Genomic DNA, 26,214 nt, shown 5'->3' on the forward strand with positions numbered 1-26,214 from the left:
GGTTCGGTGGTTCTGCTGCTTGGTTAGGTGCGCCGACGGCCGATCATGTCGAACCAGACGGCGAGGATGACGATCAGCCCGGTGACCAGCGGCTGCCAGTTGGCGTTGACGGCGAGCAGGTTCATGCCGTTCAGCACCAGCGTCAGGATGAGGGCGCCGATGAAGGTGCCGAAGACACTGCCGACGCCGCCGAACAGTGAAGCGCCGCCGATCAGCGCCGCGGCGATCGCCGGCAGCGTCATGGCCTCGCCGATATCGCCCTCGGCCGAGTTCAGCCGGGCGAGGAAGACGATCGAGGCCACGCCCGCCATGGCGCCGGAGAAGCCGTAAACCAGGATCAGGCGGCGATCGACCGGGATGCCGGTGAGGCGCGCCGCGACCGGGTTGGCGCCGATGGCATAGATCTGCTGCCCCCAGATCGTGCGTTGGGCGAAGATCGTGCCCGCCAGCAGGAAGACCAGCATCAGATAGACCGGGATCGGCACGCCGAGGAAATAGCCCGAGCCGATCTGCCGGAAGCCGGGCGGGAAGCCGTGGATGGTCTCGCCGGCCATGTAGTAATAGGTGATGCCGTGCAGCACCCAGAGCATGCCGTAGGTTGCGATGAAGGACGGGATCCTGAGCTTCGCCACCATCAGCCCGTTGCAGATGCCGATGGCGAGCCCGGTGGCGAGGCCCACGAGCGTGCCGAGCACGGGCGAGCCGGTCGCCTTGATCACGGTCGCCGCGAAACAGGCGGAGAGGCCGATATTGGCGCCGACCGAGAGATCGAGCCCGCCGGTCAGGATCACCAGCGTCAGCCCCGAGGCCAGAAAAAAGAGCAGGCTCGCCTGCCTCAGCACGTTGAGGATGTTGTTGGCGGTGAAGAAGGCTTCCGTCGCGACGCTCAGAGCGGCGCAGAGCAGCGCGACCGCCAGCAGCCGGTAGGCGAGCTGCTGCGTCTCGCGCGAGAGATGGAAGCCGGCCGGGCGGGTGGAGGCGTCGCTGGCGATGCTCATGACCGTGTGCTCCGCAGGCTGTCGATGAGAAGGGCGGCGATGACGAGGGCGCCGATGCAGGCGACCTGGACAGACGAGGGAACGGCCATCAGGTTGAGGCCGTTGCGCAGCACGCCGACGGTGAGCACGCCGAGCAGCGTGCCGAAGAGCCAGCCATTGCCCTTGTCGAAGGAGGTTCCGCCCAGCGCCACCGCGGCGATGGCATCGAACTCCAGGCCGATCGCCGCGGTCGGGTGGCCGGCATTGATGCGCGCGGTCATCAGCAGGGCGGCGACCCCGGCCATGGCGCCGCCGAGCATGTAGACGGCGACGAGCAGGCGCTTCCAGGCCACGCCGGCCAGCGTCAGCGCATCGCGGTTGCCGCCGAGCGCGCAGACATAGGTGCCGAAGCGGGTGTGGTAGAGCAGGATGTGGAAGAGCGCGTAGAAGCCCGCGCCGATCAGGATCGGCGTCGGGATGCCGAAGGTCTCGCCGGAATAGACCAGCCGCACGAAGCGCGGGATGCCGACGACGCTCTGGCCGTCGCTGACCACAAGCGCCAGGCCCTGCGCCGCGCCCAGCGTGCCGAGCGTGGCGACGAAGGGCGGGATCGAGAGACCGGCGATCAGCCAGCCGTTCAGGAGGCCGAAGGCCAGCCCGACCGCGAGCGCACCCAGCAGGCCAAGCGCCAGCGACTGCGTTGCGACCACGATCAGCGCCAGCACCAGCGAGGCCAGTGTCAGCACCGCGCCCATGGAGAGGTCGAGCCCCTCGGTCATGATGATCAGCGTCATCGGCAGGGCGAGCAGCAGCAGGATGACCGACTGCACCAGCACGTTGGAGAGGTTGCCCGCGGTGAGGAAGCCGGGGCTCGCCAGCGCAAAGAGCAGCGAGAGCCCGGCCAGCGCGACGGCCACGCCCGGCACGGCCGGGAGGCGTGGTGAAGCGGAGGAGATCGCCTGATCAGTCATGGTGCATCCCCATTCGGACGATGTTCTCTTCGGAGAGTTCGGAGCGGGAGAGTTCGCCGACGAGGCGCTTGCCGCGCATGACGTAGGCGCGGTCGCAGACATGGACGATCTCGGCCTGCTCGGACGAGATCATCAGCACCGCCGCGCCATCGGCGACGAGTTGGTCGATCAGCGCGAAGATCTCGGACTTGGCGCCGACATCGATGCCACGGGTCGGCTCGTCGAAGATGAACAGCCGCGTGCCGGCGGCGAGCCATTTGCCGATCACCACTTTCTGCTGGTTGCCGCCGGAGAGCAGCGCGACGCTCTGGTTCGGCGAGGGCGTCGCGATCCGCAGCCGCTTGATCAACGTCTCGGCTGAGCTGCGTGCCTGGGCGGGCGAGAACAGCCCGTTCGGGAACAGCTTGGGCAGGCCGGCGACGGCGAGATTGTCGGCGACCGTGCGGATCAGCGCGAGCCCCTCCGTCTTTCGGCTTTCCGGGATGAGGCCGACGCCGGCCACGGTCGCGGCATCCGGCCCGCCCCGCCTGGCCTTTCCGAAGATGCGGACTTCGCCGGCCGTGACCTCGTCCGCGCCGAAGATGGCGCGCGCGACCTCGCTCCGGCCGGAGCCGACGAGGCCGCAGAGGCCGACGATCTCGCCGGCGCGCACGGTGAGGTCGATGTCGCGGATGCCGTTCTTCGACGAGAGGCCCTTGACCTCCAGCGCGATTTCTCCGGGCCGCTCGGCGAAGTTGCGCGGATAGCTCATGTCGACAGTGCGGCCGACCATCATGCGCACGAGCTCGTCCGGCGTGGTCTCACCAGGATAGGCCCGGCCGACGAGCTTGCCGTCGCGTAGCACGGTGATGCGGTCGCCGAGCGCGAACACCTCCGCCATGCGGTGCGAGATGTAGACGATGGCGACGCCCTTCGCCTGGAGCTGGCGCATCACCGCGAAGAGACGCTCGGTCTCGCGGTCGGAAAGCGCGGCGGTCGGCTCGTCCATGACGAGGATGCGGGCGTTCTGGGAGAGGGCCTTGCCGATCTCGACCATCTGCTGCTGAGCGACGCCGAGCGTGTGGACCTTGGTCCTCGGATCGACGTCGAGCCCGATCAGGTCGAGCACCGCCTGCGCCTCGCGATAGAGCCGCCGGCGGTCGACGAAGCCGGGGAACCGGGACGGGAATTCCCGGCCGAGGAAGATGTTCTGCGCTACGTCGAGATAGGGGACGAGCGAGAACTCCTGGAAGATCACGGCGATGCCGAGCTTGCGGGCATCGGCAGGCGAGCGGATCTCGACCTTCTCGCCCTTGTGGAAATATTCGCCGGCATCGGCCTGGTAGGCTCCGCACAGCACCTTCATCAGGGAGGATTTGCCGGCGCCGTTCTCGCCGAGCAGCATATGCACCTCACCCGGCCAGAGGGCGAAGGAGACATCGTCGAGCGCCTTCACGCCGGGGAAGGTCTTGGAAATGCCCCGGAGCTCGAACAGCGGCGTGTCTTCGGCTGTAGAGGGCGGTGGAGCAGTGACTTCGAAATCTGGCTTGATCGCAGCCACAGCGCTCATGACTCGCCTCCCGTGCGCGAAATCGAGCGGAAGATCTTGCCGGGGTTCATGATCCCCAGCGGGTCGAGCGCCTGCTTCACCAGGCGCATGGCGTCGACCGTCTCGCCCAGTTCCAGCTCGAGGAAATCGACCTTGCCGAGGCCGATGCCATGCTCGCCGGTGCAGGTGCCGTCGAGCGCGATCGCACGCCTGACGAGGCGCTCGTTGAACGCTTTCACCCGGGCGAGCTCGTCGACGCTTTCGGGGTCGTGCAGGACGAGAAGGTGGAAGTTGCCGTCGCCGACATGGCCGACGACCGGGGCGATCAGGCCGCTTTCCGCGATGTCGGCAGCGGTCGCGACGAGGCATTCGGCCAGCCGTGAGATCGGCACGCAGATATCGGTGACGAGGGCGCGCGCGCCCGGTCGCAAGGCGAGCCCGGCATAGAGGGTGTTGTCGCGAGCCTGCCAGAGGCGGCTGCGTTCTTCCGGCGAGGTTGCCCAGGCGAAGTCCTGGCCGCCGAACTCGCCGGCCAGCATCTGCGCCGTCTCTGCCTGCTCGGCAACGTAGTTCTTCGAGCCGTGGAACTCGAAGAAGAGATGCGGCGCCTCGGCCAAGTCGAGCTTGGCGTGCAGGTTCATGCCGCGCATCATCACCGCATCGAGCAGTTCAATACGTGCGACCGGAACACCCGACTGGATAACGGCGATTGCGGTATCGACCGCGGCCTTCAGATCAGGGAAGGCGCAGACGGCCGAGGAGATCGCTTCCGGCTGAGGATGCAGCTTCAGCGTCACCTCGGTGATGACCCCGAGCGTGCCTTCCGCGCCGACGAGCAGGCGGGTCATGTCGTAGCCGGCGGCGGATTTGCGGGCGCGCCGGGCGGTGCGGATCACGCGGCCATCGGCAAGCACCGCCTCCAGCGCCAGCACATTGTCCTTCATCGTGCCATAGCGCACCGCCATCGTGCCGGAGGCGCGGGTCGAGGCCATGCCGCCAATCGAGGCGTCGGCACCTGGGTCGATCGGGAAGAACAGGCCAGTGTCGCGCAACTGCGCATTGAGCTGCTTGCGGGTGATGCCGGGCTGGACGCGGACATCCATGTCCTCCGGGCTCGCCGCCAGAACCTTGTTCATGCGAGACATGTCGATGCAGACGCCGCCTTGGGGTGCCGCGGCGTTGCCTTCGAGCGAAGTGCCGGCCCCGAACGGCACGATCGGCAGCCGTAGCTCATGGCAGAGCGTCACGATGCTGCGCACCTCTTCCGTGGTTCCCGGAAACACCACGAGGTCGGGAGGCGAAGGCGCGTGGTAGGCTTCGCTGCGGCCGTGATCGGCGAGGATGCCGGGAGCTCGGCTGACGCGCGGGCCGAACGTCTCGGTCAGCCGCGCCAGTGCCGTTTCCACGGCTTTCCCGTCGGATGAGGGTCTGGTCAACATGGTCTCTCCCTTCGCGTTGGCCCGCTGACCGGGCTCTGTCGATGCGATTGTCGTTGGCGTTCCCTGGCGACGCAGGCGGCCGCCTAGGCTGCGGAGTTGAGCTGGAAGTCATAGGTGAGCCGGCACCATGGCCGGTCGAGCACCCGTCCATCCGGGGTGGTGCCGGCCAACTGCTCGCTGAAATCGCTGATCAGCGAGTCCTTCACGCCGAATACGGCATCGGAATCGAGATATTGGTCGCCGGAGACGAAGACATGGGTGACGAGCTTCTCGTGGCCCGGCGCCGCAATCATGAAATGGACATGGGCTGGTCGCCAGGGATGGCGACCTTGCGCCTCCAGCATCTTTCCGACGGGGCCGTCATGCGGAATCGGATAGGCGGCGGGCTTGATCGACCAAAAGTGGAAGCGGCCCTGCGCATCGGTGCGGAAACGCGCCCGGGCGACGAGATCGGCCGCGTCGTCCGAGTGTTGGACGTCGTAATAGCCGTCCTCGTCGGAATGCCAGACATCGACGATCGCCCCGGCGAGCGGGCTGCCATCAGCAGCGGCGACGGTGCCGGAGACATACATCGGTTCGCCCGGCAAGTCGCCGGAGATGTCGCTGCCGAGCGCGGCCTCCGGCGGACCCTCGACATAGAACGGGCCGAGCACAGTGCTCTCGGTGACGGCGCCCTGATGGTCGTGATTGATCGCATCGACCAGCATCGAGACGCCGAGCGTGTCGGAGAGCAGGATGAATTCCTGGCGGGAGCCGGTGCACATCTGGCCGGTATCGGTCAGGAAGCTGATGCCTTTCGCCCATTCGTCCTGTGTCGGGCGGACCTCGCGGATGAAATCGTGCAGGTGGCGGACCAGCGCCTCGCTGAGCTGCTTGAGGCGCGGATCCGGGGCGGCGGCGACACGCTCCAGCACCGCCTCGGTGATGCTATTCTGGTCGAAATTCCTCATCCGAGCCTCCCTTCGTTCTTGTCGAGATCAGGCTCACCAAGTCCGGCGAGCCATTCGGCGAGGCGTACCGTCGCAATGAAATCGGTCTCGCCCTCGCCACGCCCGATCAGGGCGCCATAGGTTTCGCGGGTCAGTGTCGCGAGCGGCAGCGCCATCTCGGCGGCATGGCCGGCACCGATGATCAGGTCGAGATCCTTGGCCATCTGCCGGCAGGAGAAGGTCGGCGAGAAATCGCGCGTCTCCAGGCTCTTGGCCTTGTAGTGCACCATGGGCGAGCCGACGGCGCTGTTGGTCAGCACGTCCAGAATATCCTGCCAGGCGAGGTTGCCCTTGCGGGCAAGTACGATGCTCTCGCCCATCATCGCGGCGGAGACCGCGATCATCAGGTTGACGGCGAGCTTGGCGAAGCGAGCTTCCTCGGCCTGGCCGAGATATTTCTGGGCGCGGGTGAAATCCTGCGCCACCGGCAGAAAGGCGTCGAAGGCGGCGCGCGGCCCCGAGACGAAGCAGGTCAGATTGCCGGTATGGGCGATGGCTGCATTGCCGGAGACCGGCGCGCGCAGATAGGCGACGCCGCGATGCGCGGCAGCCCGCGCGACCTCGGCCGAGATGGTGGGGCTGACTGTCGAGGTCTCGACCAGGATGGCGCCCTTGCGCATCGCCTCGAAGAACCCGTCCGAGAGTGTGACGGCGGCGAGCACCTTGTCGTCCGGCAGCGAGGTGAAGACGATGTCACGCGAGGCGGCATCCGTAAGCGTGGCGGCGGGCTTCACGCCGTCTTTCGAGGCTTCGGCGATGCGGCTCTGGTCGCGGTCGAAGCCGGCGATATCGTAGCCGGCCGCCGCGAGGCGGGTCGCGATGGGCAGGCCCATCTTGCCGAGACCGATCCAGCCGATGGTTTGCGTGTGCACCATTCCATTGCCCTCAAGCTGCTCGCTGCGTGCGGCGAAGTTCTTCGACGATCCGCGCGCCGGAGGCCGCAAGGCGGGCGAGTTTCTCGTCCAGTCCGTCGGCCAGCAACCGGCCATCCCGTTTCATGAAGCGGCCTGCGATCATCACGGCTTCGATGTCGCCGCGCCCGGCCTGCATTATGACGGTGGCGGCGGGGTCGTGGACCGGTTGCATGTGCAGCGCCCGCGCGTCGATCAGGGTGATGTCGGCCTGCTTGCCCGGTGCGAGCGAGCCGATGCGATGGTCGAGACCCAGCATCTTCGCGCCCTCGATGGTGATCCAGGACAGCGCTTGCCGGACGCGGATCGTCGAGGTCGGCGGGATGGCGCCGGTCGCCCGGCGGCTTTCGGCATTGTCGAGCGCGCGCTGCATGCCGAGCGCGATGCGGGCGCCGCCCATCATGTCGCCGGCGAGAACGGATTCGAGATCGACGCCCAGAGACGGAGCCACGCCGCGCGCGAGTAGCCGGCCGGTGATCGGAAAGCCGTGGCCCTGCGTCATCTCGTTCTCGGGTGTCACCGAGAAGGAGGCGCCGAGATCGACCAATTGGCCGAACAGCTCGTCGGGCAAGTCGTTACCGTGCACGATGTTGATGCCGGGGCCGACCAGCCCCTCCTCGATCAGCGTTTCCCAGCCGCTCGGCGTCTTCGCCGCGCCGCCGCCCTGATGCATCGAGGCGACGAGGCCGAATTCGCGGGCGAGGCGGAAATCGGCGCGCGCCACCTCCATCGTCGCGTAATGCGGGCCGAGGATGGCGAGGCCGAGCGTTAGCAACCCGTCATCGCCGGCGAAACGGCCGTGCCGCAAACGCTCCACCTCGGCGCGCGGATGCGGCACCTCCGAGAAATGCGGCTCGCCGGGCTTCGGGTCGGGCTTGGGCGAGCCGTGGAAGAAGGCGGCGCGGATGCCGCTTTCGGCCAGCGCCTCGATGGCGGCATCGGTATGGGCGGGGGTCGGGTTGTTGTGGCACCAGTCGACCAGCGTCGTGGTGCCGGCATCGATCTGGCCGAGCGCGCCGATCAGGGTCGCGATGCCGATGTCTTCCGGCCTGAACAGGGTGGCGAGCCCGGCATGGACCCAGTGGAAATATTCGAGCAGCGTCCAGTCGGCTGCGAGTCCGCGCAAGCCCGTCTGCCAGCTATGCATATGGGCGTTGACGAAGCCCGGTACCGCGATCCGCCCGGTGGCATCGACCTGTTCCGCACCCTCGGCCTCGATCCGCGGCGCGATCGCCGCGATCCGGCCATCCGCGACGAGGATGTCGCCGCGGGGCAGGTCACCGGTGGCGGGATCCATCGAGAGGATGGTGGCGCCCGAGAGGAGGATGCGGCGGGCCATGGCTCAGGCCGTCTCGTCAGCGGCTACGGCCGCGCGGGGCCGCTCGCCAGCATAGGCATTGGCGATCAGGTCGCGGATGGCATCGCGGCTGATCGGGCGCGGATTCCAGTAGGGGTTTTCAACCGCGATATCGGCCGCCTTGTCGATGCCGCTTTCGGGCATGCCGAACTCGGCCAGCGAGAGGGGCACGCCGAGCGCGCGCACTAGATCGAACAAGCCCTGAGCCGCGTCGGGCGCGCCGAGCGCCCTGCGGATCGCCGCCATCGCCTCCGGCGCGGCCGCGGCGTTGTAGGCGACAGCATGCGGCAAAACGACCGTATGCGTCTCGGCATGGGGCAGGTCGAAGCTGCCGCCGAGCGTGTGGCAGAGCTTGTGATGCAGCGCCATCCCGACCGCGCCCAGGCAGCAGCCGCAAAGCCAGGCGCCGTAGAGCGCATTCGTACGCGCCTCCATGTTCGCCGGTTCGTGGACGAGGATCGGTAGAGCCGAGGACAGCGTGCGGATGCCGTCCTCCGCCATCAGAGAGATGATCGGATTGCGGTCCCTGGCATAGAGCGCCTCGACCGCATGGGCGATGGCGTTGACGCCGGAGGTTGCCGAGAGCATCGGCGGCAGGCTGGCCGTCAGATCCACATCGTAGATGACGGTCTCGGGAAGGACGTCGAGCGAGCGGATCGTCGTCTTCCGGCCGCCTTCGGTCTGGCCGAGGATCGGGGTCATCTCCGAGCCGGCATAGGTGGTCGGGATGACGATCTGCGGCACGCCGGTGCGCAGCGCCAGCGCCTTGCCGAGCCCGGTGGTGGAGCCGCCGCCCAGTGCGACGATGCAATCGGCCCCGGTCTCGCGCAAGGCGATGAGCGCCCGCTCGGTCACCTCGACCGGCGTGTGCATGGTCGCCTCGTTGAAATAGCCGGCAAGGGCGGAGCTGAGCAGGGACCCGAGGCGCTCGCCCGCCTCAACTTGCTGCGGCGTCGTCAAGACGAGCGCGCGCCTGCCGAGCCGCTCGACCTCAGCGGCGACCTCGTTGATCGTGCCGCGCCCAAAGCGGACCCGCGAGGGAAGAGCCTCATAGGTGAAAGTCTCGATCATGGGGCGCTCCTCACGGAAGAACGGGATCGGGGAATGGCTTCCGGCTCACTCGCCGGCGACGACTTCGCTGCGGCGCTGCGAACGGCTTTCGGCGAAGGGCGCAGCATTCTCGTCGGCGACGTAGTCGACTTGGAAGCGCGCGATCCTTAGATCAGCAAGCTCCTGCCGGACTCGCAGATGCTCGGGATGGGCGGCATAGGCCTCCAGCGCGGCGCGGTCGGTGAACTCGCTCACCAGCACGACATCGCAGGCATAGTCGACGCCGCTGACATCGGCACCGATCTCGATATGGCTGAGGCCGTCGATCAGGCCCCTGAGCCCCTCGAAGGCGGATTTCACCTTGGTGCGCGCAGCGGCGCGCTCCTGCGGCGTGTCACCGCGCAAGCGCCACATCACGATGTGGCGGACCGGACCGGACATAAGCGTTTCCTCGACCTAGGGTCGTTCTCGTTGCAACCAATTAAGGCTTGCGGAATGCGGAAATAAAGATGACTTCTAGGAAGTCTCTTTTCCTAAAATCGGAAATATGGATCGGATCACACAGATCGAGCTTTTCGTGAAGACGGCGGAGATGCGCAGCCTTTCACGGGCGGCGGAGGCACTCGGCATGTCGAACGCGGCAGCCAGCCGGCACCTCGCTGCCTTGGAGGAGCGTCTCGCCGCCCGGCTTGTCGAACGCAATACGCGTCGCCTCTGGCTGACGGAGGCAGGGCAGGCCTTCTATCACCGCAGCAGTGCCCTGCTCAGCGAGTTCGCTGAGGCGGAGGATGCGGTGAACGCACACACTCACGCGCCCCAGGGAGTGCTGCGCGTCACCAGTTCGCTGTCCTTCGCGGCGATCTACCTGGCTCCGATGCTGCCGGCCTTCCGCAAGCTCTATCCGAAGCTCAGTGTGCACATCGCCGTCGCGAACCGCTATCTCGACTTCATCGAGGCGGGCATCGACGTCGCCATCCGCACGCGGCTGCACGAGCCCGACAGTAACATTGTGGTGCGGCGGCTCGGGCGCATGCGCCGTGTCCTTGCCGCGTCTCCGGCTTATCTGGCGGAGCGCGGTCGGCCCGGAATTCCCGCCGACCTCGCCGAGCACGACATGCTGGTCTACAATCTCGCTGCCGATCCGTTCTCGCTGCGCCTGACCAAGGGGGATACCGAACGGATCGTCCGGATCAGCGCGGCGCTCGACTGCAATGACGGGCAGGTGATCCGCCAAGCGGCGATCGCGGGGCTCGGCATCCTCATCCAGCCGCTCTACATCGTGCAGGCCGATATCGATGCTGGGCTTCTGGTTCCGGTACTGCTCGACTGGCAACTACCGACGCTGACCATGAACATCGCCTATCAGAACCGCGATCACCTGCCAGCCAAGATCCGGGTTTTCAACGAATTCCTCGTCAATCACGTCCGCACGACCTCGAACAACCAGATATGGTCGGCATGACGCCTTGGGAGCTCCTTGACTATCCGCAGTCACCCGGATGACTGGTGGCAAGCCGATAGCGGCGCGTGCCAAGCGGGAACGGCATGAACCAGAAGCAGCTCGACTACTTCATCCGCATCGCCGAACTCGGGAGTTTCCGCAAAGCCTCCGAAGCGTTGCGGATTGCCCAGCCGGCCCTCACGCGCCATATCCAGCACCTTGAGGAGGAGCTTGGAGTCCAGCTCTTCTTCCGAGGCGGGCGCGGTATCATCCTCACCAATGCCGGCGAATTGCTGCTGGAGCGTGCCCAGTTCATCCAGCGGCAGACCGAGCAGGCCATCGCCGACGTCCGTTCCGAGGGCAGCGTTCCACGTGGTGCCGTCTCTCTGGGGGCTCCCGGCTCGGTCGCGCATGTGCTCTTCGAGCCTTTGGTCGAGGCCTATCTGAAACTTTATCCGGGCGTACAATTGCGCCTCTACGACGGCGTCGGCCATCTCCGCAGTCTGCTCCTGTCCGGCGAACTCGATCTGGCCATCCTCCCGACCGGCGGTGCGCCGATCGAAGCTGGCATCGGCAGCGTCACGCTGGTGCGCGAGCCGCTCTATCTTGTCGGCCCTCCCGGCGAATTCGCTCCCGGGGCGACCTGCACTTTGGCGGAGGTCGCGCGACTTCCGCTGGCGCAGGCTGGGCATTCGAGCTCGGTTCGGACAAGGCTCGAGGCGAGCGCCCTCGACAATGGCGGGGCACTCGATATCAAGGTCGAAACCGACAGCCTCCACGTCCAAAAGAAGCTGGTTCGCGCCGGCGTCTGCTACTCGGTGCTCCCCTACTGCGCGGTCTACGGCGACGACGAGCGAGGCTATCTCTCCCTGAGCCGCATCGAGGGCTACAAGCTTGACCGCGTCCTCGGCTGGCGAACGGACCGTCCATCGACGCCCGCTGTCCGTGCCATGGTGGCTTTGATCCGCCAGCAGATCGAGAAGCTGCAACAGCAAGGCACCTTTGGGCTCAACGACTGATCGTTTCGCGATGCCGACTGGTGATTTTGTGGGCAGACATGATGCTGAAAAGGCATCACTCAAATAGCCATTAAATATTGGATTGCGCCTTCGGATACCCGTAGCGTTTCCTCAACAAGGCAAAGACGGCGCATCAAGCCATCGGCAATCCTAGGGCAGGACAATGATTCAAACCTCTGCGATCGCAGATGGTAACGGCAGGCCGTTCCTGAAGAGTAATCCAGGTAATACGCTTGCAGCCATCGACATCCAATCGCTCAACAAGGTCTATCGTACCGTCAGCGGCGAGAATGTCGTTGCGTTGTCCGATATTTCCCTTCGCGTCGAACCGCTCGAGTTTGTCTCGATCGTCGGGCCGAGCGGTTGCGGCAAGTCGACCCTGCTCAAGATCATCGCCGGCCTGACGTCAGCCACCTCAGGACACGTTCAGGTTGTCGGGCAGCCCGTCACCACCCCTCGGAAGGAAGTCGGGATCGTCTTCCAGAGCCCGGTCCTGCTTCCTTGGCGAACGATCCGGGAGAATGTCGCGCTGCCGGCCGAAGTTCGGGGAGCGGACCGCAAGGTGACGGACGCCCGCATCCGGTCGCTGCTGTCCATGGTCGGGCTCGCCGATTTCGAGAACAAGTATCCGGGCGAGTTGTCGGGCGGCATGCAGCAGCGCGCCGCGATCTCGCGCGGCCTCGTCTGCGATCCCGAGATCCTACTCATGGACGAGCCGTTCGGCGCCCTCGACGCCATGACGCGCGAGCAGATGAATCTCGATCTCCAGCGCATCTGGCTGGAAAGCGGCAAGACAATCTTCCTGATCACCCACTCGATACCCGAGGCCGTGTTTCTGGGCGATCGCGTCGTCGTGATGACGCCGCGGCCGGGCCGGATCGCCCGAGTCTTCGACGTGGATCTACCGCGCCCGCGCGGGCTCGATGCGATGGGCGATCCGGAATTCGGCCGGCTCTGCAACGAAATCCGGCGGATGCTCTACCAGATGAGCGATGCCGATCACACGCAGGTTCCTGCCGGAGGGCTGGGATGATGATCGACACTGCCAGCCGGACGGCCATGGTTCCCGCCGCGGAGCGTGGATCTGCGCCTATAGCGATCGGTGAACGGATTAAGCGAACGCTGAGGGCCCGCCCGGAGCTGGTCCTGGCGCCGATGACGCTCGCCGTTCTGCTCGTGACCTGGGAGTATGCCGTCCGCATCTTCGAGGTCCCGACTTACGTCCTGCCGCCGCCCTCCGACATCATGGTGGCGCTCTATCGCGGCCTGGCGGAGAGTTTCACTTCGCGCGCAGGCTACTGGCTCCATGCCGGCGTCACCCTGACCGAGGTTCTGCTCGGTTTCGTGCTGGGCAGCATCTCGGGGCTCGTGCTCGGGACGATCATCTCCCAGATACGCATCGTCGAAGCGACCTTCAGCATGTTCCTGGTCGCGATCCAGAGCCTGCCGAAGATCGCGCTGGCGCCGATCATCGTCCTATGGTTCGGGTTCGGGCTGACCTCGAAGGTCGTCATCATCTGCCTGCTGACCTTCTTCCCGCTCCTCGTCAATTCGATGGTCGGCTTCAAGTCGGTCGAGCGCGAGCGTCTGGAATTGATGCGGGCGGTCGGCGCAACGGCCTGGCAGACCTTCTGGAAGGTCCGCTTTCCCTCGGCGCTCCCCTATATCTTCGCCGGGCTGAACATGGCGGCCGTGTTCTCGGTCGTCGGTGCCGTCGTCGGCGAATTCGTCGGCGCGCAGATGGGCCTCGGCGTCCTCATCCTGTCGATGAACGCCTCGATGGATACCGCCGCCACATTCTCGGTGTTCATCGTGCTCTCGCTGATCGGCATCCTGATGCATGCGGCCCTCGGCGCGATCCGGCGGCGGGTCCTGTTCTGGGCCGAGGCCGACGCCCGCTCCGACGGCAATTCGTGAAACTCCTTCTGCCCACCATTCAGACAGGTGCAGCATGATCCATCGTCGCTCGTTCAATCGCTCCCTTCTCGCAGCCGCCGCAGCTCTGGCCAGCCCGACTGTCGCGCGCGCTCAGAAGAAGACCGTCATCCGGCACGGCAACGCGGCAGGCATCATCGATGCGCAGCTTGCCTATCTGACGATCGGCCTGAGCCCGCGGCTGAATTTCTACGCCGAAGAGGGCGTCGACATGGACGTCGTCAACATGTCGGGCGCCGGGCAGCCTTTGCAGGCGCTGGCGTCGGGCAATGTCGATGTCTCCGCCATCTCGCCCTTCGCTCTGCTCTCGACCTTCGTCAAGGCGCCGAATCTCGACGTCACCTCGGCCTATTGCTGGCTGCGCCAGCCCCATTGGACGGTCGGCGTGAAGCCCGACAGCCCGATTCAATCGCTCAAGGATCTGAAGGGTCGCAAGATCGGCATCCGCAACCAGGGCGACACCGGCTATCTCGCAGCCCGCGTGATGCTGCAGGAGCTGGGGATCGATCCCGACAAGGACGTGGAGTGGATCGCGATCAGCGAGGGCGGACCGGCGGGCGATGCGATCTATCGCGGCCGCGTCGATGCCATGGCCTTCTGGGATGCCGCCTTCGTGCGGATCGAGATCGCCGGTTTCCCCCTGCGATACCTCAAGAACTCGCCCAGTTCCGACGCAAGCTTCGGCAATACCTATTGTGTCCGGCGCTCGACCCTTGCCCAGAACCGGAAGGCGCTGGTCGGCTATCTCCGCGCCCATGCGAAATCCACCATCTTCGCGGCAGCCAATCTGGAAAACGCGGTGCGGATCCAGTGGGAGCTCTTCCCCGAAAGCAAGCCGAAAGGGCGCCCGGAAGAGCAGGCCATGGGCGAGGCCAAGGCGATCATGCAGTCGCGTCTCGATAAATGGATGCCGCAGCCCGGACAGCCGGATCAGCGCTTCGGCGCCCAGTCGCAGCTGCAATGGGAGATCCAGTCGCGCTTCGCCGGCACCGAGGGGCAGATCCGGGATTGGCCGAAGGTGTTCACGAACGACCTGCTCGACGAGATCAACGCCTTTGATCGCGAAGCAATCGTTCGCCAGGCGACGTCACTGAAGTTCTGAAGTCCGGCGGCTCGTCCGCCAAGCCGACCATCACAAGCCGGGATGACTGCCGCGTTCCCTTTGGGAGCGCGATCGCAGAAGCGTGGGATCGGAAGCCAAAAATGACAACGAAGAGCAAAGTCCGCAGCGGCATGCGCATCGATTGGGACGTCGAGATCGAGATGGATGATGGCGTCATCCTGCGCTGTGACGTCTTCAGGCCATTGGGCGAAACGCGCGTGCCGGTGCTGCTGACCTACGGCCCCTATGGCAAGGGCCTTGCCTTCCAGGACGGTTACAAGACGGCGTGGGAGATTCTCGAAAGGGACTACCCCGACGCGGTCGCCAACTCGTCGAACCTCTACCAGTCCTGGGAAGTCCCCGATCCGGAGAAATGGGTTCCGGACGGCTACGCGATCGTCCGAGTCGACTCGCGCGGGGCCGGGCGCTCCGAGGGCTTCCTCTCCGTTCACAGCCCACGCGAGACGCAGGATGTTCACGATTGCATCGAGTGGCTTGCGCAGCAGCCCTGGTGCACCGGCAAAGTCGGAATGAACGGCATCTCTTATTTCGCCGCCAACCAGTGGAGAGTGGCCGCCAAGCGCCCGCCGCATCTCGCCGCGATCTGCATCTGGGAAGGCTATTCCGACAATTATCGCGACGCGACCCATCACGGCGGGATTCTGTCCACGTTCCGGCGGAATTGGCAGGACATGCAAGTCAAGACGGTTCAGCACGGGCGAGGCGACCGCGGCCCGCGCAGTCGCGTCACTGGCGAAACCGTCTGCGGGCCGGAAACCCTCTCCGACGACGAGCTCGCGTCTCGCCGCGCCAACATGCCTCGCGAGCTTCTCGATCATCCCCTCGACGACGCCTATTATCGCGCCATCGACGGTGACCTCGCAGCGATCGAAGTGCCGCTGCTCTCGGCGGCGAACTGGGGCGGGCAGGGCCTGCATCTGCGCGGCAATGTCGAAGGTTTCCTCGCCGCCGGCTCCGAGCAGAAGTGGCTTGAAATCCATGGCGGCGCGCATTGGGCCGAGTTCTATACCGACTACGGCCTCGACCTGCAGAAGCGCTTCTTCGGCCATTTTCTCAAGGGCGAACGAACAAGCTGGGAGGACCAGCCGCAGGTTCAGCTGCAGATCCGGCGCCCGGGCGAGACGAAGTTCGCGGTCCGCCATGAGAGGGAATGGCCGCTCGCCCGCACGCAATGGACGAGGTTCTACCTCGACTTCGACCACATGGCCTTGTCCACCGAGCCCTCGCAGACGGCTGCTCGGCTCGACTACCCGCCGATGGGGGAGGGATTGACCTTCAAGACCGCACCGTTCGAAGCCGAGACCGAAATTACGGGGCCTGTCGCGGGCCGTCTGCTGCTGTCTTCCAAGACCGTCGACGCCGATGCCTTCCTCGTTCTTCGGCTTTTCAATCCCGACGATCGTGAAGTCACGTTCTTCGGGGCGGTCGAACCACACGCCCCGATCGGACAGGGTTGGCTGCGCGCCTCGCATCGGAAGCTCGATCAGGCGAAGACGCGTGAATACCGCCCATGGCACACCCACGACGAGTTGCAGCCGCTGCAGCCCGACATCCCGGTTCAGCTCGATGTCGAGATCTGGCCAACCTGTATCGTCGTGCCGAAGGGTTACCGCATTGGCCTGACTATCCTGGGCCGCGACTATGAGTGGGAAGGTGCCGCGACAACGCTGTCAAACATGAAGAACCCGCTCAAGGGTTCCGGCCCCTTCGTTCATGATGACCCGGAAGATCGCCCCGCATCTGTTTTCAAGGGACCCAACACGCTTCACTTCGACCCGAAAAATCCAGCGTTTGTTGTATTGCCGATTGTCCCGGCCGCCGACGCCCGAGATCTCGCTCGCTGAGTCCCACGGCTTCCGTAGAGGAGCGCCGTTCTCCCGCGAGAGCGGGCTCCTATCAGTGACGCACGTAAGAGATGCCGCAAGCGCTACTTCCAGACATTGGCCCGCGAGCCTAAAACGGACATTCGAACGAGCGCCTTGAGAGTGGCCAAGGCCGGGTATTAGACTTCGTATTGCGATTTCTTGACGGAGAGCGGGATCGCATGGAGCTGCACATCAGCATTTCCGGACGAGTCCAGGGGGGCTACCGGCAGTGGTTCCGCGACCGCGCCCTCACGGCTGGCGTAAGTGGTTGGGTGCGCAATTGCGCAGACGGCACCGTGGAAGCAGCGCTTTCCGGTCCAGCTGAAAGTGTCGAGCGATTGGTTTTTGAGGCGCGGCAGGGCCCCCGCGGCGCAGATGTCGAAGACGTTCGTCGGCTCGAAGCAGCACCGTCGAGATTGGATGCCCGAGAGCGGACCTTGCGTGAGTCAGCTATGTGCCAACAGCAGCAATGCGGGAGTGCTCCCCACATCTGACAGCAGCTTCTGAGAGAAATTTGCCTATCGCCCGGCGGCGTCGCGCTTCGCCTGAGCAACGTGGAACGCCTTCCGCAGGCGCCCTCGCTCCGCGGGGCGGATCAGTGAATCGACCTCCTTGTCCGGAATGTCCCGCATTCCCTGATTGGCGTGCCGCGTATTGAACGGAACGCTCTTCCGCTGCGCTTCCATCTTCATATGGAGGGCGCGCTGGGCGTTCTCGACGAGCGTGTGGTTTCTTGCCATCTCGGCCCGGCGTTGGATTTCCGCGTTCAGCCGCTTCAAGGCCGTAGCGAGAACTGTCGCTTTCAGGCTCGATCCGGCACTCCCCGTGCTTGGCTCGGCTCCCTTTGGCGCGGCCTTGCCTCGCATTTCGCGGCGCTGCTGATTGGCATGCGCGGAGGCCTTGTCGCGCAGATCGCGCAGGTGTTTCAGGAGCACTGTCAGCTCATCGTCCGGCACGTCCTGCACGGCCGGGTGCCGGGTCTGGGCCACGATTGCACGCTCGTCGGCATTGAGCGCGCGCTCTTCTTCCTTGCGGGTCAGGGCCATGCTGGGCTCCTCTTGATGATCGCTTCGTTGGTCGCTCCTGGTCACGTCGGCCGGCGGGCTCGATGCTCAGGTCAGGATATTGTCTTTCGAGCGGATCGGCTCGGGCAGATCCTCGCAACCAAGCAAGGCGAGGAGCTCTCGCTCGATGTTGCGCTGCATGGAGTTCAGCGGCAAGGCGTTGGGCTCGAGCCCAAACGGATCCTCGAGCTGGTGCCCGAGGGCGTCCAGTCCGAAGAAGGTGTAGGCGACGAGCAGGACCGGCAGGAGCGTCCACCAGCCAAGCGATCCGGCCAGCGCGAACGGCAAGGTCAGGCAAAAGACCAGGGCCGTGCGGTGCAGGAGCAGCGAATAGGCGAACGGGACCGGCGTGTGCGCGATCCGCTCGCAGCCACCCTGCACGGTTGAGAGCGCCGTCAATTGCCCCTCGACGACGGCGTAGTGGATCGCGCCGAGTTCACCATTGTGCATCAGGATGACGCAGTACGCTCCCAGTTCCTGCAGAACGGCATTCGTCGGGTTCGGGCTTTTCGTCACGCTCTCGGACTCGAACCACTGCCCGATCGCGATACGCTCGTTCCCGCCGCGCAGCCTTGCAACGAGCCCGGCGGTGAAGGCGCAAAGCCCGCGCAGCAGAAAGCGCCGGTGGCTCTCGTCCAGGCCCGAGACCTGCCGCGCGAGCGAACGGCAAGCGACGATCAACTCGCCCCAGAGCTTTCGCCCATCCCACCAGCGATCGTAGCAGGCGTTGTTCCGGAAGCTCATGAAGACCGAAAGGGCAATGCCGATCAGCGTGAAGGGAATCGCGCTGATCTTGGCGAAGATGCCCGGATGCTCCTCTGCCGCCAGGATCGCGCCGACACTGACGGCGGCGATCACGACAAGCCGCAGGATGATCCGAGGCAGGATCGAGCCGTTCACCGCGAAAACGATGTCCGTAAAATTCGGCTTGGATCGCACTATCATCGACGGGGCCGCTTCGATCGGGACGGATGCCTCTTGCAGGATCAGGATCGTCAGCATCGATCGTGCCAATTCCCCGGACACGTGAAGTCAACAGGTTAGCCGGGGGCCGGCCTGCCCCGATGGACATTTTGTCTTCTTTAAAAGGACAAAATGTCCATAGATTTCAATGTGATAGGATGATTTAATCGCCGTATAGTCCCGTACGGAGGACGATCGCCATGGCCGACAGCAAACCGCGCTACAAGACCTACCACCATCCGGCTGGCGGCTGGGGAGCCGCGGCGGCAACGGCCAAGGTGCTGATGGAGCAGAGCGTCATCACCAAGGGCTCGCGAGCCCTGCTCGCGATGAACCAGCCGGGCGGCTTCAAGTGCCCGAGCTGCGCCTTCCCGGACGCCGATTGCAAGAAGACCCTCGAGTTCTGCGAGAACGGCGCCAAGGCGCTCGCCTTCGAGGCGACCAAGCGCCGGGTCACGCGCGAGTTTTTCGCCCAGCACACCGTCTCCGAATTGATGGAGCAATCCGACTACTGGCTGGAGATGCAAGGCCGCCTGACGGAGCCGATGCGCTACGATCGGCGGTCGGACCGCTATGTCCCCTGCGACTGGAACACAGCCTTCAAGCTGATCGGCGCGCATCTGCGCTCGCTCGAAAGCCCGCACCAGGCCGAGTTCTACACCTCGGGCCGCACACCGAACGAGGCGGCGTTCCTCTATGCGATCTTCGTGCGGGAGTTCGGCACGAACAATTTCCCGGACTGCTCGAACATGTGTCACGAGCCGACCAGCCGCGGCCTGCCGCCGGCCATCGGAATCGGCAAGGGCACGGTCGTGCTCGAGGATTTCGAGCACGCCGAGGCGATCTTCGTCATCGGCCAGAATACCGGCACGAACTCGCCGCGCATGATGACCAATCTGGTCGAGGCCAGGAAACGTGGCGTGCCCATCGTCGCGGTCAACCCGATGCCGGAGCGGGCGTTGATCCGCTTCACCGAGCCGCAGGACGTCGTCCAGATGGCGACCTTCGGCTCGACCGCGATCGCCAGCGAGTTCGTCCATATCCGGATCGGCGGCGACCTCGCGCTGATCAAGGGCATGATGAAGGTGATGTTCGAGCGCGAGGCGCAGGGCGAGGCAATCCTCGATCGCGATTTCATCCACGAGCACACGGTCGGGATCGACGCCATCCGCGAGGATGCGATGGCGCAGGACTGGGCCGAGATCGTGCGCATTTCCGGGCTGGAGGAGGCTCAAATCAGGCGCTGCGCCGAGATCTACATCCGCTCGCGTGCGACGATGATCTGCTACGGCATGGGTCTGACACAGCACCAGCAGGGCTCGCGCCTGCTGCAGCAGGTCGCCAATCTGCTCCTCCTGCGCGGCAATTTCGGCAAGCCGGGCGCCGGTATCTCGCCGATCCGCGGCCATTCGAACGTGCAGGGCGACCGCACGGTCGGGATCGATGAGAAGCCCACGCAGGACTATCTCGATCGCGTGCGCGACGTCTTCGGCTTCGAGCCGCCGCGCCATGACGGGCACCACACCATCGAATCCGTCGAAGCGATGGAGAACGGCACCGCCAAGGTCTTCATCGGCATGGGCGGCAATTTCGTGCGGGCGATCCCCGATACGGAGCGCTCCTATGCCGCCATGCGCAAGCTCGACCTGACGGTGGGGATCGCGACCAAGCTCAATCGCGGCCATCTCGTGCATGGTCGCGACGCGCTGATCCTGCCGGTGATCGCACGCTCCGAGCGGATCGTCACGGCGGCCGGCGAGCAGTTCGTCACGATCGAGGATTCGATGTCGAACGTCACGGCCTCGCGCGGGGTGCTGACGCCGGCGAGTCCACATGTGATGGCCGAGGTCGAGATCGTCTGCCGGATGGCCATGGCGACCCTGCCGCACAGCAAGGTGGCGTGGCAAAGCTACATCGACGATTACGGGCCGATCCGCGACAAGATCGCGGAGGTCTATCCTGAGATCTACACGGGCTTCTCCGAGCGGGTCAAAGAGCCGAAAGGCTTCCATCTCGACATTCCGCCGCGCCGGCGCGTCTGGCCGACGCCGAATGGCAAGGCGAATTTCCTGCTGCTGCCGGGGCTCGAGGTCAACGACGTGGTCGCGGACCCGGCCATGCTGCGGCTGGCGACGGTGCGCTCGCATGACCAGTTCAACACGACGATCTACAGCTACAACGACCGCTATCGCGGCGTTTACAACGACCGCATGGTCCTCTTCATGAATGCCGAGGATCGCGAGGATCGCGGACTGGACGAGGGCGCGCGCATCGCGCTTGAGACCATCAGCGACGATGGCATAGCGCGCCGCGTCGATGGCCTGACCGTCCTCGACTATCCGATGCCGCGCGGATCCGTCGCCGGTTACTACCCCGAGCTCAACCCGCTCCTGCCGCTCGGTTATTACGATCTGATTAGCGGGACGCCCGCCGCCAAATCCATACCGGTGCGGATCGCCGCCGACTGAACCCGTTCGATCGCCCATCGGCCGACGCTCGTTCGAGCGTCGGCATGGCGATCATCGCTTCCGTTTCGAGGAGGACTGACGTTGTTCGACCAGTTCGACCCGGTGATCCTGGCCCGCGCGCAATTCGCATTCACGGTCTCGTTTCATTTCATCTTCCCGGCCTTCTCGATCGGGCTCGCCAGCTTCCTGATGGTGCTCGAGGCGCTGTGGCTGAAGACCGGACAGGGCGTCTACGCCAACCTCTATCGCTACTGGCTCAAGATCTTCGCGGTCGTGTTCGGCATGGGCGTCGTCTCAGGCGTGGTCATGTCCTACCAGTTCGGCACCAACTGGTCGGTCTTCTCGCACAAGGTGGGCCCGATCATCGGGCCGCTGATGGCCTATGAGGTGCTGACGGCGTTCTTCCTGGAGGCCGGCTTCCTCGGCGTGATGCTGTTCGGCATGAACAAGGTCGGCAAGCGCCTGCACTTCTTCGCCACCTGCATGGTCGCGCTCGGCACGCTGATCTCGGCGACCTGGATCATCTCGGTGAACAGCTGGATGCAGACACCGGCAGGCTTTGCCATCAACGACAAGGGGCAGTTCGTGCCCGCCGGCTCATGGCTGCCGATCATCTTCAACCCGAGCTTTCCGTACCGGCTCGTGCACACGGTGATCGCAGCCTTCCTGACCACCGCCTTCGCGGTCGGCGCAGTCGGCGCCTGGCACCTGCTGAAGGACCGCGGCAATCTCGGCGCGTGCAAGATGTTCTCGATGGCGATGTGGATGGCGGCGCTGGTCTCGCCGATCCAGATCCTCGCCGGCGACGCCCATGGCCTCAACACGCTCGAACACCAGCCGATCAAGGTCCTGGCGATGGAGGGCGATTACCAGCCGAGCCCGAACGGCGCCCCGCTGATCCTGTTCGGCCTGCCCAACAGCGCCCAGGCACGCGTCGATTACGAGGTGGCGATCCCGCATGTCGGATCGCTGATCCTGAAGCACGACCCTTACGCACCGCTGCCCGGCCTCACCGATTTCCCGCGCGACCAGTGGCCGCCGGTGCCGATCGTGTTCTGGTCGTTCCGCATCATGGTCGCGCTCGGCTTCGCCATGCTTGGCATCGGCCTGTGGAGCCTGTTCGCCCGCTTGCGCCGCAGGCTCTACGACTGGTCCTGGCTCCATCGCGCTGCCGTCCTGATGGGGCCTTCCGGCTTCGTCGCAGTGATCGCAGGCTGGGTGACGACCGAGGTGGGGCGCCAGCCCTATACGGTCTACGGCCTGTTGAGGACGGCAGATTCAGTGTCGCCGCTCGCAGCGCCGGCCGTTGCCATCTCGCTGCTTGCCTTCGTGATCGTCTACTTCATCGCCTTCGGCGCCGGCATCTACTACCTGCTGCACCTCATGGCGAAGCCGCCCGGCGTCGGCGAGACGGCGCCGCCCAACGTACCGCAGCGCGCGGCGGGCATCGCGCCGGCACGCAGCGTCGCTGTCGAAGCCTCGGCGCGGGCAAGGGGGTGATCGTCATGACCGGCATCGACCTCACCATTTTCTGGGCCGCGGTCATCGGCTTCGCCGTAATGGCCTATGTCGTGATGGACGGTTTCGACCTCGGCATCGGCATCCTGTTTCCAAGCCTGAAGGTGGGGGACGAGCGCGATCAGGCGATGAACTCGATCGCGCCGGTCTGGGACGGCAACGAGACCTGGCTGGTCATGGGCGGCGGCGGGCTGCTGGCAGCCTTCCCACTCGCCTACGGGATCCTGCTGACGGCGACCTATCCGTTGATCATCGCGATGCTGCTCGGCCTCATCTTCCGCGGCGTCGCCTTCGAGTTCCGTTGGCGCGACCCCCGCCATCGCCCGTTCTGGGACGTCGCCTTCTCGCTGGGCTCCGTCATCGCGGCGCTCGCCCAAGGCATCACGCTGGGGGCGATCCTGCAGGGCGTCCGCGTCGAGAACCATGCCTATGCCGGCGGCTGGCTCGACTGGCTGAGCCCGTTCAGCCTGCTGACCGGCATCGCGGTGGTGATCGGCTATGCGCTCCTCGGCGCGACCTGGTTGATCTGGAAGACCGAAGGCACCAGCCATGAGCATGCGCGGCGCGCCGCCTTCTGGCTCGGTATCGCCACGCTGCTTTCGCTCGCAGCCGTGAGCGCCGCGACGCCCTTCCTGAGCTATGACTACTGGCGTCGCTGGTTCGCGCTGCCCGGGGTGCTTCTGACCGCTCAGGTGCCGCTCCTCGTCGTCATCAGCGCAGCGACTTTCTTCTGGAGCCTGAAGCGAGGCTCCCACCGGCTGCCCTTCGCCATGGCGCTCGCGCTCTTCCTGCTCGGCTTCGTCGGCCTCGGCGTCAGCATCTACCCCTATATCGTGCCGCGTGCGGTGACGATCTGGGATGCGGCCGTCCCCTATAGCAGCCAGCTCTTCATGCTGCCCGGCGCGCTCGTGATCATCCCGCTGATCCTCGCCTATACCGGCTGGGCGTATTGGGTATTCCGGGGCAAGGTCGGCACGCACGGCTATCACTGATGACGACGCGCGCGCCGTTCTGGAAGCAGCTTGCCTGGATGGCCGGGATCTGGGCCGCGAGCGTGGCACTGCTCGGCCTGGTCAGCGGGATCATCAAGCTCGCCTTGTCACCTTGAACGACCGGACCGCGTTTCTCCTGTGTGCGGCGTGTCGGACCGGCTGGCATGCTGAGCCGTGACGTCCATCCTCATGGTCGGCGGGCAATCGACATGGAAGCACAAGCGGCAGATCGGGGCTTCGTCACCGTCTGGCTGATGCTGCAGGGCGCCTGGCGCCATGATCTCGGCGGCGTCACGATCGGCCAGATCGCACTGGCCCTCGTTATCCTGGCGCTAGCGGTCGCGCTCAGGCGCTTCATTGGCCGTGCGCTGCTGCGACAGCTGCAGCGATGGACCGTCGGTGCGAAGAACGATGCCGGAGAAGGCATCCTCACGGCGCTGACGCCACCACTCTGCTTCGTTCCGATCGTCCTTGCGGTCCTCGCAATCTCCGTTTTCCTCGGCCTGCCCGCATGGGCGAAGGACCTGCTGGTGGAAGTTGCTCGGTCGCTGGCCGCGGCGACCTTGTTTTGGGCGCTGTTCGCGATAGTCGAGCCGGCCTTCTCGCTGCTTCACGGAAACCGCTCGATCTTCAACGAAGCGATGGTCGGCTGGGCGGTGAGAGTATGCCGGATCATCCTGCTCTCGCTGGGCGCTGCCGTGGTGCTCGAGATCTGGGGCATCCGCGTCGGCCCGGTCCTCGCCGGCCTTGGCCTCGTCGGTGTCGCCGTCGCACTCGGCGCGCAGGACCTGTTCAAGAACCTGATCGCCGGCATCTTCATCATTGGAGAGCAGCGTTTCGAGACCCGTGACTGGATCCGGGTGGATGGTGTGGTCGAGGGCACGGTCGAGACGATCGGGTTGCGCACCACCAAGGTGCGCCGCTTCGACATGGCCCCCGTTTTCGTGCCGAATTCGAAGCTGGCCGACAATGCGCTGACCAACTTCTCGCAGATGACCTCCCGGCGCATCTCCTGGACGATCGGTCTCGAATACAGCGCGACCGTCGAGCAATTGCGTGAGGTTCGCGACGGCATCGAGGCGCTCATCCGCGGCAATCCCGATTTTGTTGCGCCGCCCGAGGCTCCGGTCCTCGTGCGCATCGCCGATTTCGGCGCCTCCTCGATCGACCTCATGCTCTATTGCTTCACCCGCAGCACGGACTGGGGCGAATGGCTGCGGATCAAGGAAGCGCTCGCCTTGTCGATCAAGGCGCTCGTCGAGAAGGCGGGAACCGGCTTCGCCTTCCCCAGTCAGTCGATCTATGTCGAGAGCTGGCCTGTGGAGGCGGCGGCCCCTCCCGTCGCGCGAGGAGGATCCGTCGCCACTCCGCCGAGCGGAGCAGGACCTGCGGTACGATAATATTCGGCCAGCGCTCGCCGATCATCGGAGGCTGACATGACCGCCATGGTGTCCGATCCGAAGCTGCAGCGTCATTCCGCCGGCCGGCGCGTGGTCTATGCGGCGCTTGCCGGCAATGTCGCCGTCGCCGTGACCAAGCTCGTCGCGGCCGCCGTCACCGGCAGCGCGGCGATGTTCAGCGAAGCCGTCCACTCGATCGTCGATTGCGGCAATGAGGGCCTGCTCCTGTACGGCTATCGTCGCGCCGCGCGGCGGCCGGACCTCGTGCATCCCTTCGGCTACGGCCGCGAGCTCTATTTCTGGAGCTTCATCGTCGCCCTGATGCTGTTCGCGCTCGGCGCCGGCGTCTCGATCTATCAGGGCGTGCGCCATGTCATGGCGCCCGAACCGATCCGGCATGCCGGGGTCAGCTATGCGGTGCTCGGGCTGTCCTTCCTTTTCGAGGGCGCGTCATGGATTGTCGCCTGGCGCAGCTTCTCGAAGATCCGGGGGCGCGTTCCGTTCTGGACGGCGTTCCGGCAGAGCAAGGATCCGCCTGCCTTCATGGTGCTGTTCGAGGATACGGCCGCGCTGATCGGCATCGCGATCGCGGCAGCGGGCATCTTCGCCGCGCAATGGTTCGACAGGCCGGTCTTCGACGGCATCGCCTCCATCCTGATCGGGTTCGTCCTCGCCGTCGTCGCCACCCTCCTGGCGATCGAGAGCAAGAGCCTGCTGATCGGCGAGCGGGCGACGCCTGCGCTCGTCGAGGCGATCTGCCGGCTGGCACAGGAGCAGCCCGGCGTCGTCCATGCCAACACCGCGCTGACCGCCCAGCTCGCGCCGGATCAGGCGATGGTGGCGCTCAGCATCGAGTTCGATCCGGGGCTGCACACGCACGAGATCGAAGCCTGCGTGGCGCGGATCGAGCAATGCGTCAGGGAGGCCCATCCCAATGTCGTCGCCCTGTTCGTCAAACCGCAGACTCAGGAGCAGTTCGAGACCGCACGGAGGGTGCGCTTCGGCGCAATCGTCTTTCCTGCCCCCCGCTCCTGAGATCGTCGCTGGCAGATCGGCCGGACATTCTGTCTGCGGAAACAAAGACAGAATGTCTTCTCCTTCTGCGTCGGATTTGGCCAAGCTATTGATATAACGAAGATTTGCTCTTGGCATGCCTGTTGCGGTTCTCCCCGTGACGAGAGCCGGCCCCGATCGGATCAAAGCA

General features: G+C 65.4%; 24 protein-coding genes. 13 read left to right on the plus strand and 11 right to left on the minus strand.

Annotated elements, in window-relative coordinates; all coding sequences use genetic code 11:
- Positions 1-23: 23 nt before the first annotated feature.
- From AC1DS0_RS00125 to AC1DS0_RS00165, 9 genes are all read right to left on the minus strand, one after another.
- On the minus strand, positions 24-998 hold the full coding sequence (locus AC1DS0_RS00125; RefSeq protein WP_476812383.1) for an ABC transporter permease: 975 nt from the start codon (positions 996-998) through the stop codon (positions 24-26).
- Entirely contained in the window at positions 995-1,948 is a 954-nt protein-coding gene (locus AC1DS0_RS00130; protein WP_476812384.1) for an ABC transporter permease, read from the minus strand. The genes AC1DS0_RS00125 and AC1DS0_RS00130 overlap by 4 nt, the downstream gene beginning before the upstream one ends.
- The gene (locus AC1DS0_RS00135; RefSeq protein ID WP_476812385.1) at positions 1,941-3,497 is read right to left on the minus strand and encodes a sugar ABC transporter ATP-binding protein; all 1,557 of its coding nucleotides are present in this window, start codon (positions 3,495-3,497) and stop codon (positions 1,941-1,943) included. Before AC1DS0_RS00135 ends, AC1DS0_RS00130 begins: the two co-directional genes overlap by 8 nt.
- Entirely contained in the window at positions 3,494-4,915 is a 1,422-nt protein-coding gene (locus tag AC1DS0_RS00140) for an FAD-linked oxidase C-terminal domain-containing protein (protein WP_476812386.1), read from the minus strand. Before AC1DS0_RS00140 ends, AC1DS0_RS00135 begins: the two co-directional genes overlap by 4 nt.
- 83 nt (positions 4,916-4,998) lie before the next feature.
- Positions 4,999-5,865, minus strand: a complete 867-nt coding sequence (locus AC1DS0_RS00145; RefSeq protein ID WP_476812387.1) for an intradiol ring-cleavage dioxygenase — start codon at positions 5,863-5,865, stop codon at positions 4,999-5,001.
- Positions 5,862-6,779 (minus strand): NAD(P)-dependent oxidoreductase, encoded by a 918-nt coding sequence (locus tag AC1DS0_RS00150; protein WP_476812388.1) that lies wholly within the window; start codon positions 6,777-6,779, stop codon positions 5,862-5,864. Before AC1DS0_RS00150 ends, AC1DS0_RS00145 begins: the two co-directional genes overlap by 4 nt.
- Before the next feature lie 10 nt (positions 6,780-6,789).
- On the minus strand, positions 6,790-8,154 hold the full coding sequence (locus AC1DS0_RS00155; protein ID WP_476812389.1) for an amidohydrolase family protein: 1,365 nt from the start codon (positions 8,152-8,154) through the stop codon (positions 6,790-6,792).
- 3 nt (positions 8,155-8,157) lie between these two features.
- Positions 8,158-9,243, minus strand: coding sequence for a maleylacetate reductase (locus tag AC1DS0_RS00160; RefSeq protein ID WP_476812390.1), 1,086 nt, complete (start codon positions 9,241-9,243; stop codon positions 8,158-8,160).
- 45 nt (positions 9,244-9,288) lie between these two features.
- Positions 9,289-9,663, minus strand: a complete 375-nt coding sequence (locus tag AC1DS0_RS00165; protein ID WP_476812391.1) for a Dabb family protein — start codon at positions 9,661-9,663, stop codon at positions 9,289-9,291.
- Between the two features lie 106 nt (positions 9,664-9,769).
- Between AC1DS0_RS00165 and AC1DS0_RS00170 the strand changes: the two genes are divergently transcribed.
- The 7 genes from AC1DS0_RS00170 (at position 9,770) to AC1DS0_RS00200 (ending at position 17,099) form a co-directional block, all read left to right on the plus strand.
- Positions 9,770-10,684, plus strand: a complete 915-nt coding sequence (locus AC1DS0_RS00170) for a LysR family transcriptional regulator (RefSeq protein WP_476812392.1) — start codon at positions 9,770-9,772, stop codon at positions 10,682-10,684.
- Positions 10,685-10,767: 83 nt separating this feature from the next.
- Positions 10,768-11,682, plus strand: a complete 915-nt coding sequence (locus AC1DS0_RS00175; protein WP_476812393.1) for a LysR family transcriptional regulator — start codon at positions 10,768-10,770, stop codon at positions 11,680-11,682.
- A 163-nt stretch (positions 11,683-11,845) separates the two neighbouring features.
- A complete protein-coding gene (locus AC1DS0_RS00180) occupies positions 11,846-12,715 on the plus strand; it encodes an ABC transporter ATP-binding protein (protein ID WP_476812394.1) in 870 nt (289 codons plus the stop codon).
- Positions 12,716-12,837: 122 nt separating this feature from the next.
- Positions 12,838-13,599, plus strand: coding sequence for an ABC transporter permease (locus AC1DS0_RS00185; protein WP_476812395.1), 762 nt, complete (start codon positions 12,838-12,840; stop codon positions 13,597-13,599).
- 34 nt (positions 13,600-13,633) lie between these two features.
- On the plus strand, positions 13,634-14,719 hold the full coding sequence (locus AC1DS0_RS00190; protein ID WP_476812396.1) for an ABC transporter substrate-binding protein: 1,086 nt from the start codon (positions 13,634-13,636) through the stop codon (positions 14,717-14,719).
- A gap of 101 nt (positions 14,720-14,820) precedes the next feature.
- Positions 14,821-16,584, plus strand: a complete 1,764-nt coding sequence (locus AC1DS0_RS00195; RefSeq protein ID WP_476812397.1) for a CocE/NonD family hydrolase — start codon at positions 14,821-14,823, stop codon at positions 16,582-16,584.
- 200 nt (positions 16,585-16,784) lie between these two features.
- The gene (locus AC1DS0_RS00200) at positions 16,785-17,099 is read left to right on the plus strand and encodes an acylphosphatase (RefSeq protein ID WP_476812398.1); all 315 of its coding nucleotides are present in this window, start codon (positions 16,785-16,787) and stop codon (positions 17,097-17,099) included.
- A 24-nt stretch (positions 17,100-17,123) separates the two neighbouring features.
- Here AC1DS0_RS00200 and AC1DS0_RS00205 read toward each other — a convergent pair whose 3' ends face one another.
- Both AC1DS0_RS00205 and AC1DS0_RS00210 read right to left on the minus strand, forming a co-directional pair.
- Complete coding sequence (locus tag AC1DS0_RS00205) at positions 17,124-17,651, minus strand: hypothetical protein (protein WP_476812399.1); 528 nt, start codon at positions 17,649-17,651, stop codon at positions 17,124-17,126.
- 66 nt (positions 17,652-17,717) lie between these two features.
- On the minus strand, positions 17,718-18,671 hold the full coding sequence (locus tag AC1DS0_RS00210; protein ID WP_476812400.1) for a bestrophin family protein: 954 nt from the start codon (positions 18,669-18,671) through the stop codon (positions 17,718-17,720).
- A gap of 161 nt (positions 18,672-18,832) precedes the next feature.
- Here AC1DS0_RS00210 and AC1DS0_RS00215 point away from each other — a divergent pair, with 161 nt between their 5' ends.
- The 6 genes from AC1DS0_RS00215 (at position 18,833) to AC1DS0_RS00240 (ending at position 26,045) form a co-directional block, all read left to right on the plus strand.
- Positions 18,833-21,100, plus strand: a complete 2,268-nt coding sequence (locus tag AC1DS0_RS00215) for an FdhF/YdeP family oxidoreductase (RefSeq protein WP_476812401.1) — start codon at positions 18,833-18,835, stop codon at positions 21,098-21,100.
- Positions 21,101-21,181: 81 nt separating this feature from the next.
- A complete protein-coding gene (locus AC1DS0_RS00220; RefSeq protein ID WP_476812402.1) occupies positions 21,182-22,600 on the plus strand; it encodes a cytochrome ubiquinol oxidase subunit I in 1,419 nt (472 codons plus the stop codon).
- A 5-nt stretch (positions 22,601-22,605) separates the two neighbouring features.
- Positions 22,606-23,610, plus strand: coding sequence for a cytochrome d ubiquinol oxidase subunit II (cydB, locus tag AC1DS0_RS00225; RefSeq protein ID WP_476812403.1), 1,005 nt, complete (start codon positions 22,606-22,608; stop codon positions 23,608-23,610).
- On the plus strand, positions 23,610-23,726 hold the full coding sequence (locus tag AC1DS0_RS00230) for a DUF2474 family protein (protein WP_476812404.1): 117 nt from the start codon (positions 23,610-23,612) through the stop codon (positions 23,724-23,726). Before cydB ends, AC1DS0_RS00230 begins: the two co-directional genes overlap by 1 nt.
- 48 nt (positions 23,727-23,774) lie before the next feature.
- Positions 23,775-25,010, plus strand: coding sequence for a mechanosensitive ion channel family protein (locus AC1DS0_RS00235; protein WP_476812405.1), 1,236 nt, complete (start codon positions 23,775-23,777; stop codon positions 25,008-25,010).
- Positions 25,011-25,046: 36 nt separating this feature from the next.
- Positions 25,047-26,045 carry a cation diffusion facilitator family transporter gene (locus AC1DS0_RS00240; protein WP_476812406.1) on the plus strand — a complete coding sequence of 333 codons (999 nt, stop codon included), beginning with the start codon at positions 25,047-25,049 and terminating at the stop codon, positions 26,043-26,045.
- Positions 26,046-26,214 lie beyond the last annotated feature (169 nt).

The organism is Allobosea sp. P4_H5, assembly GCF_056400825.1.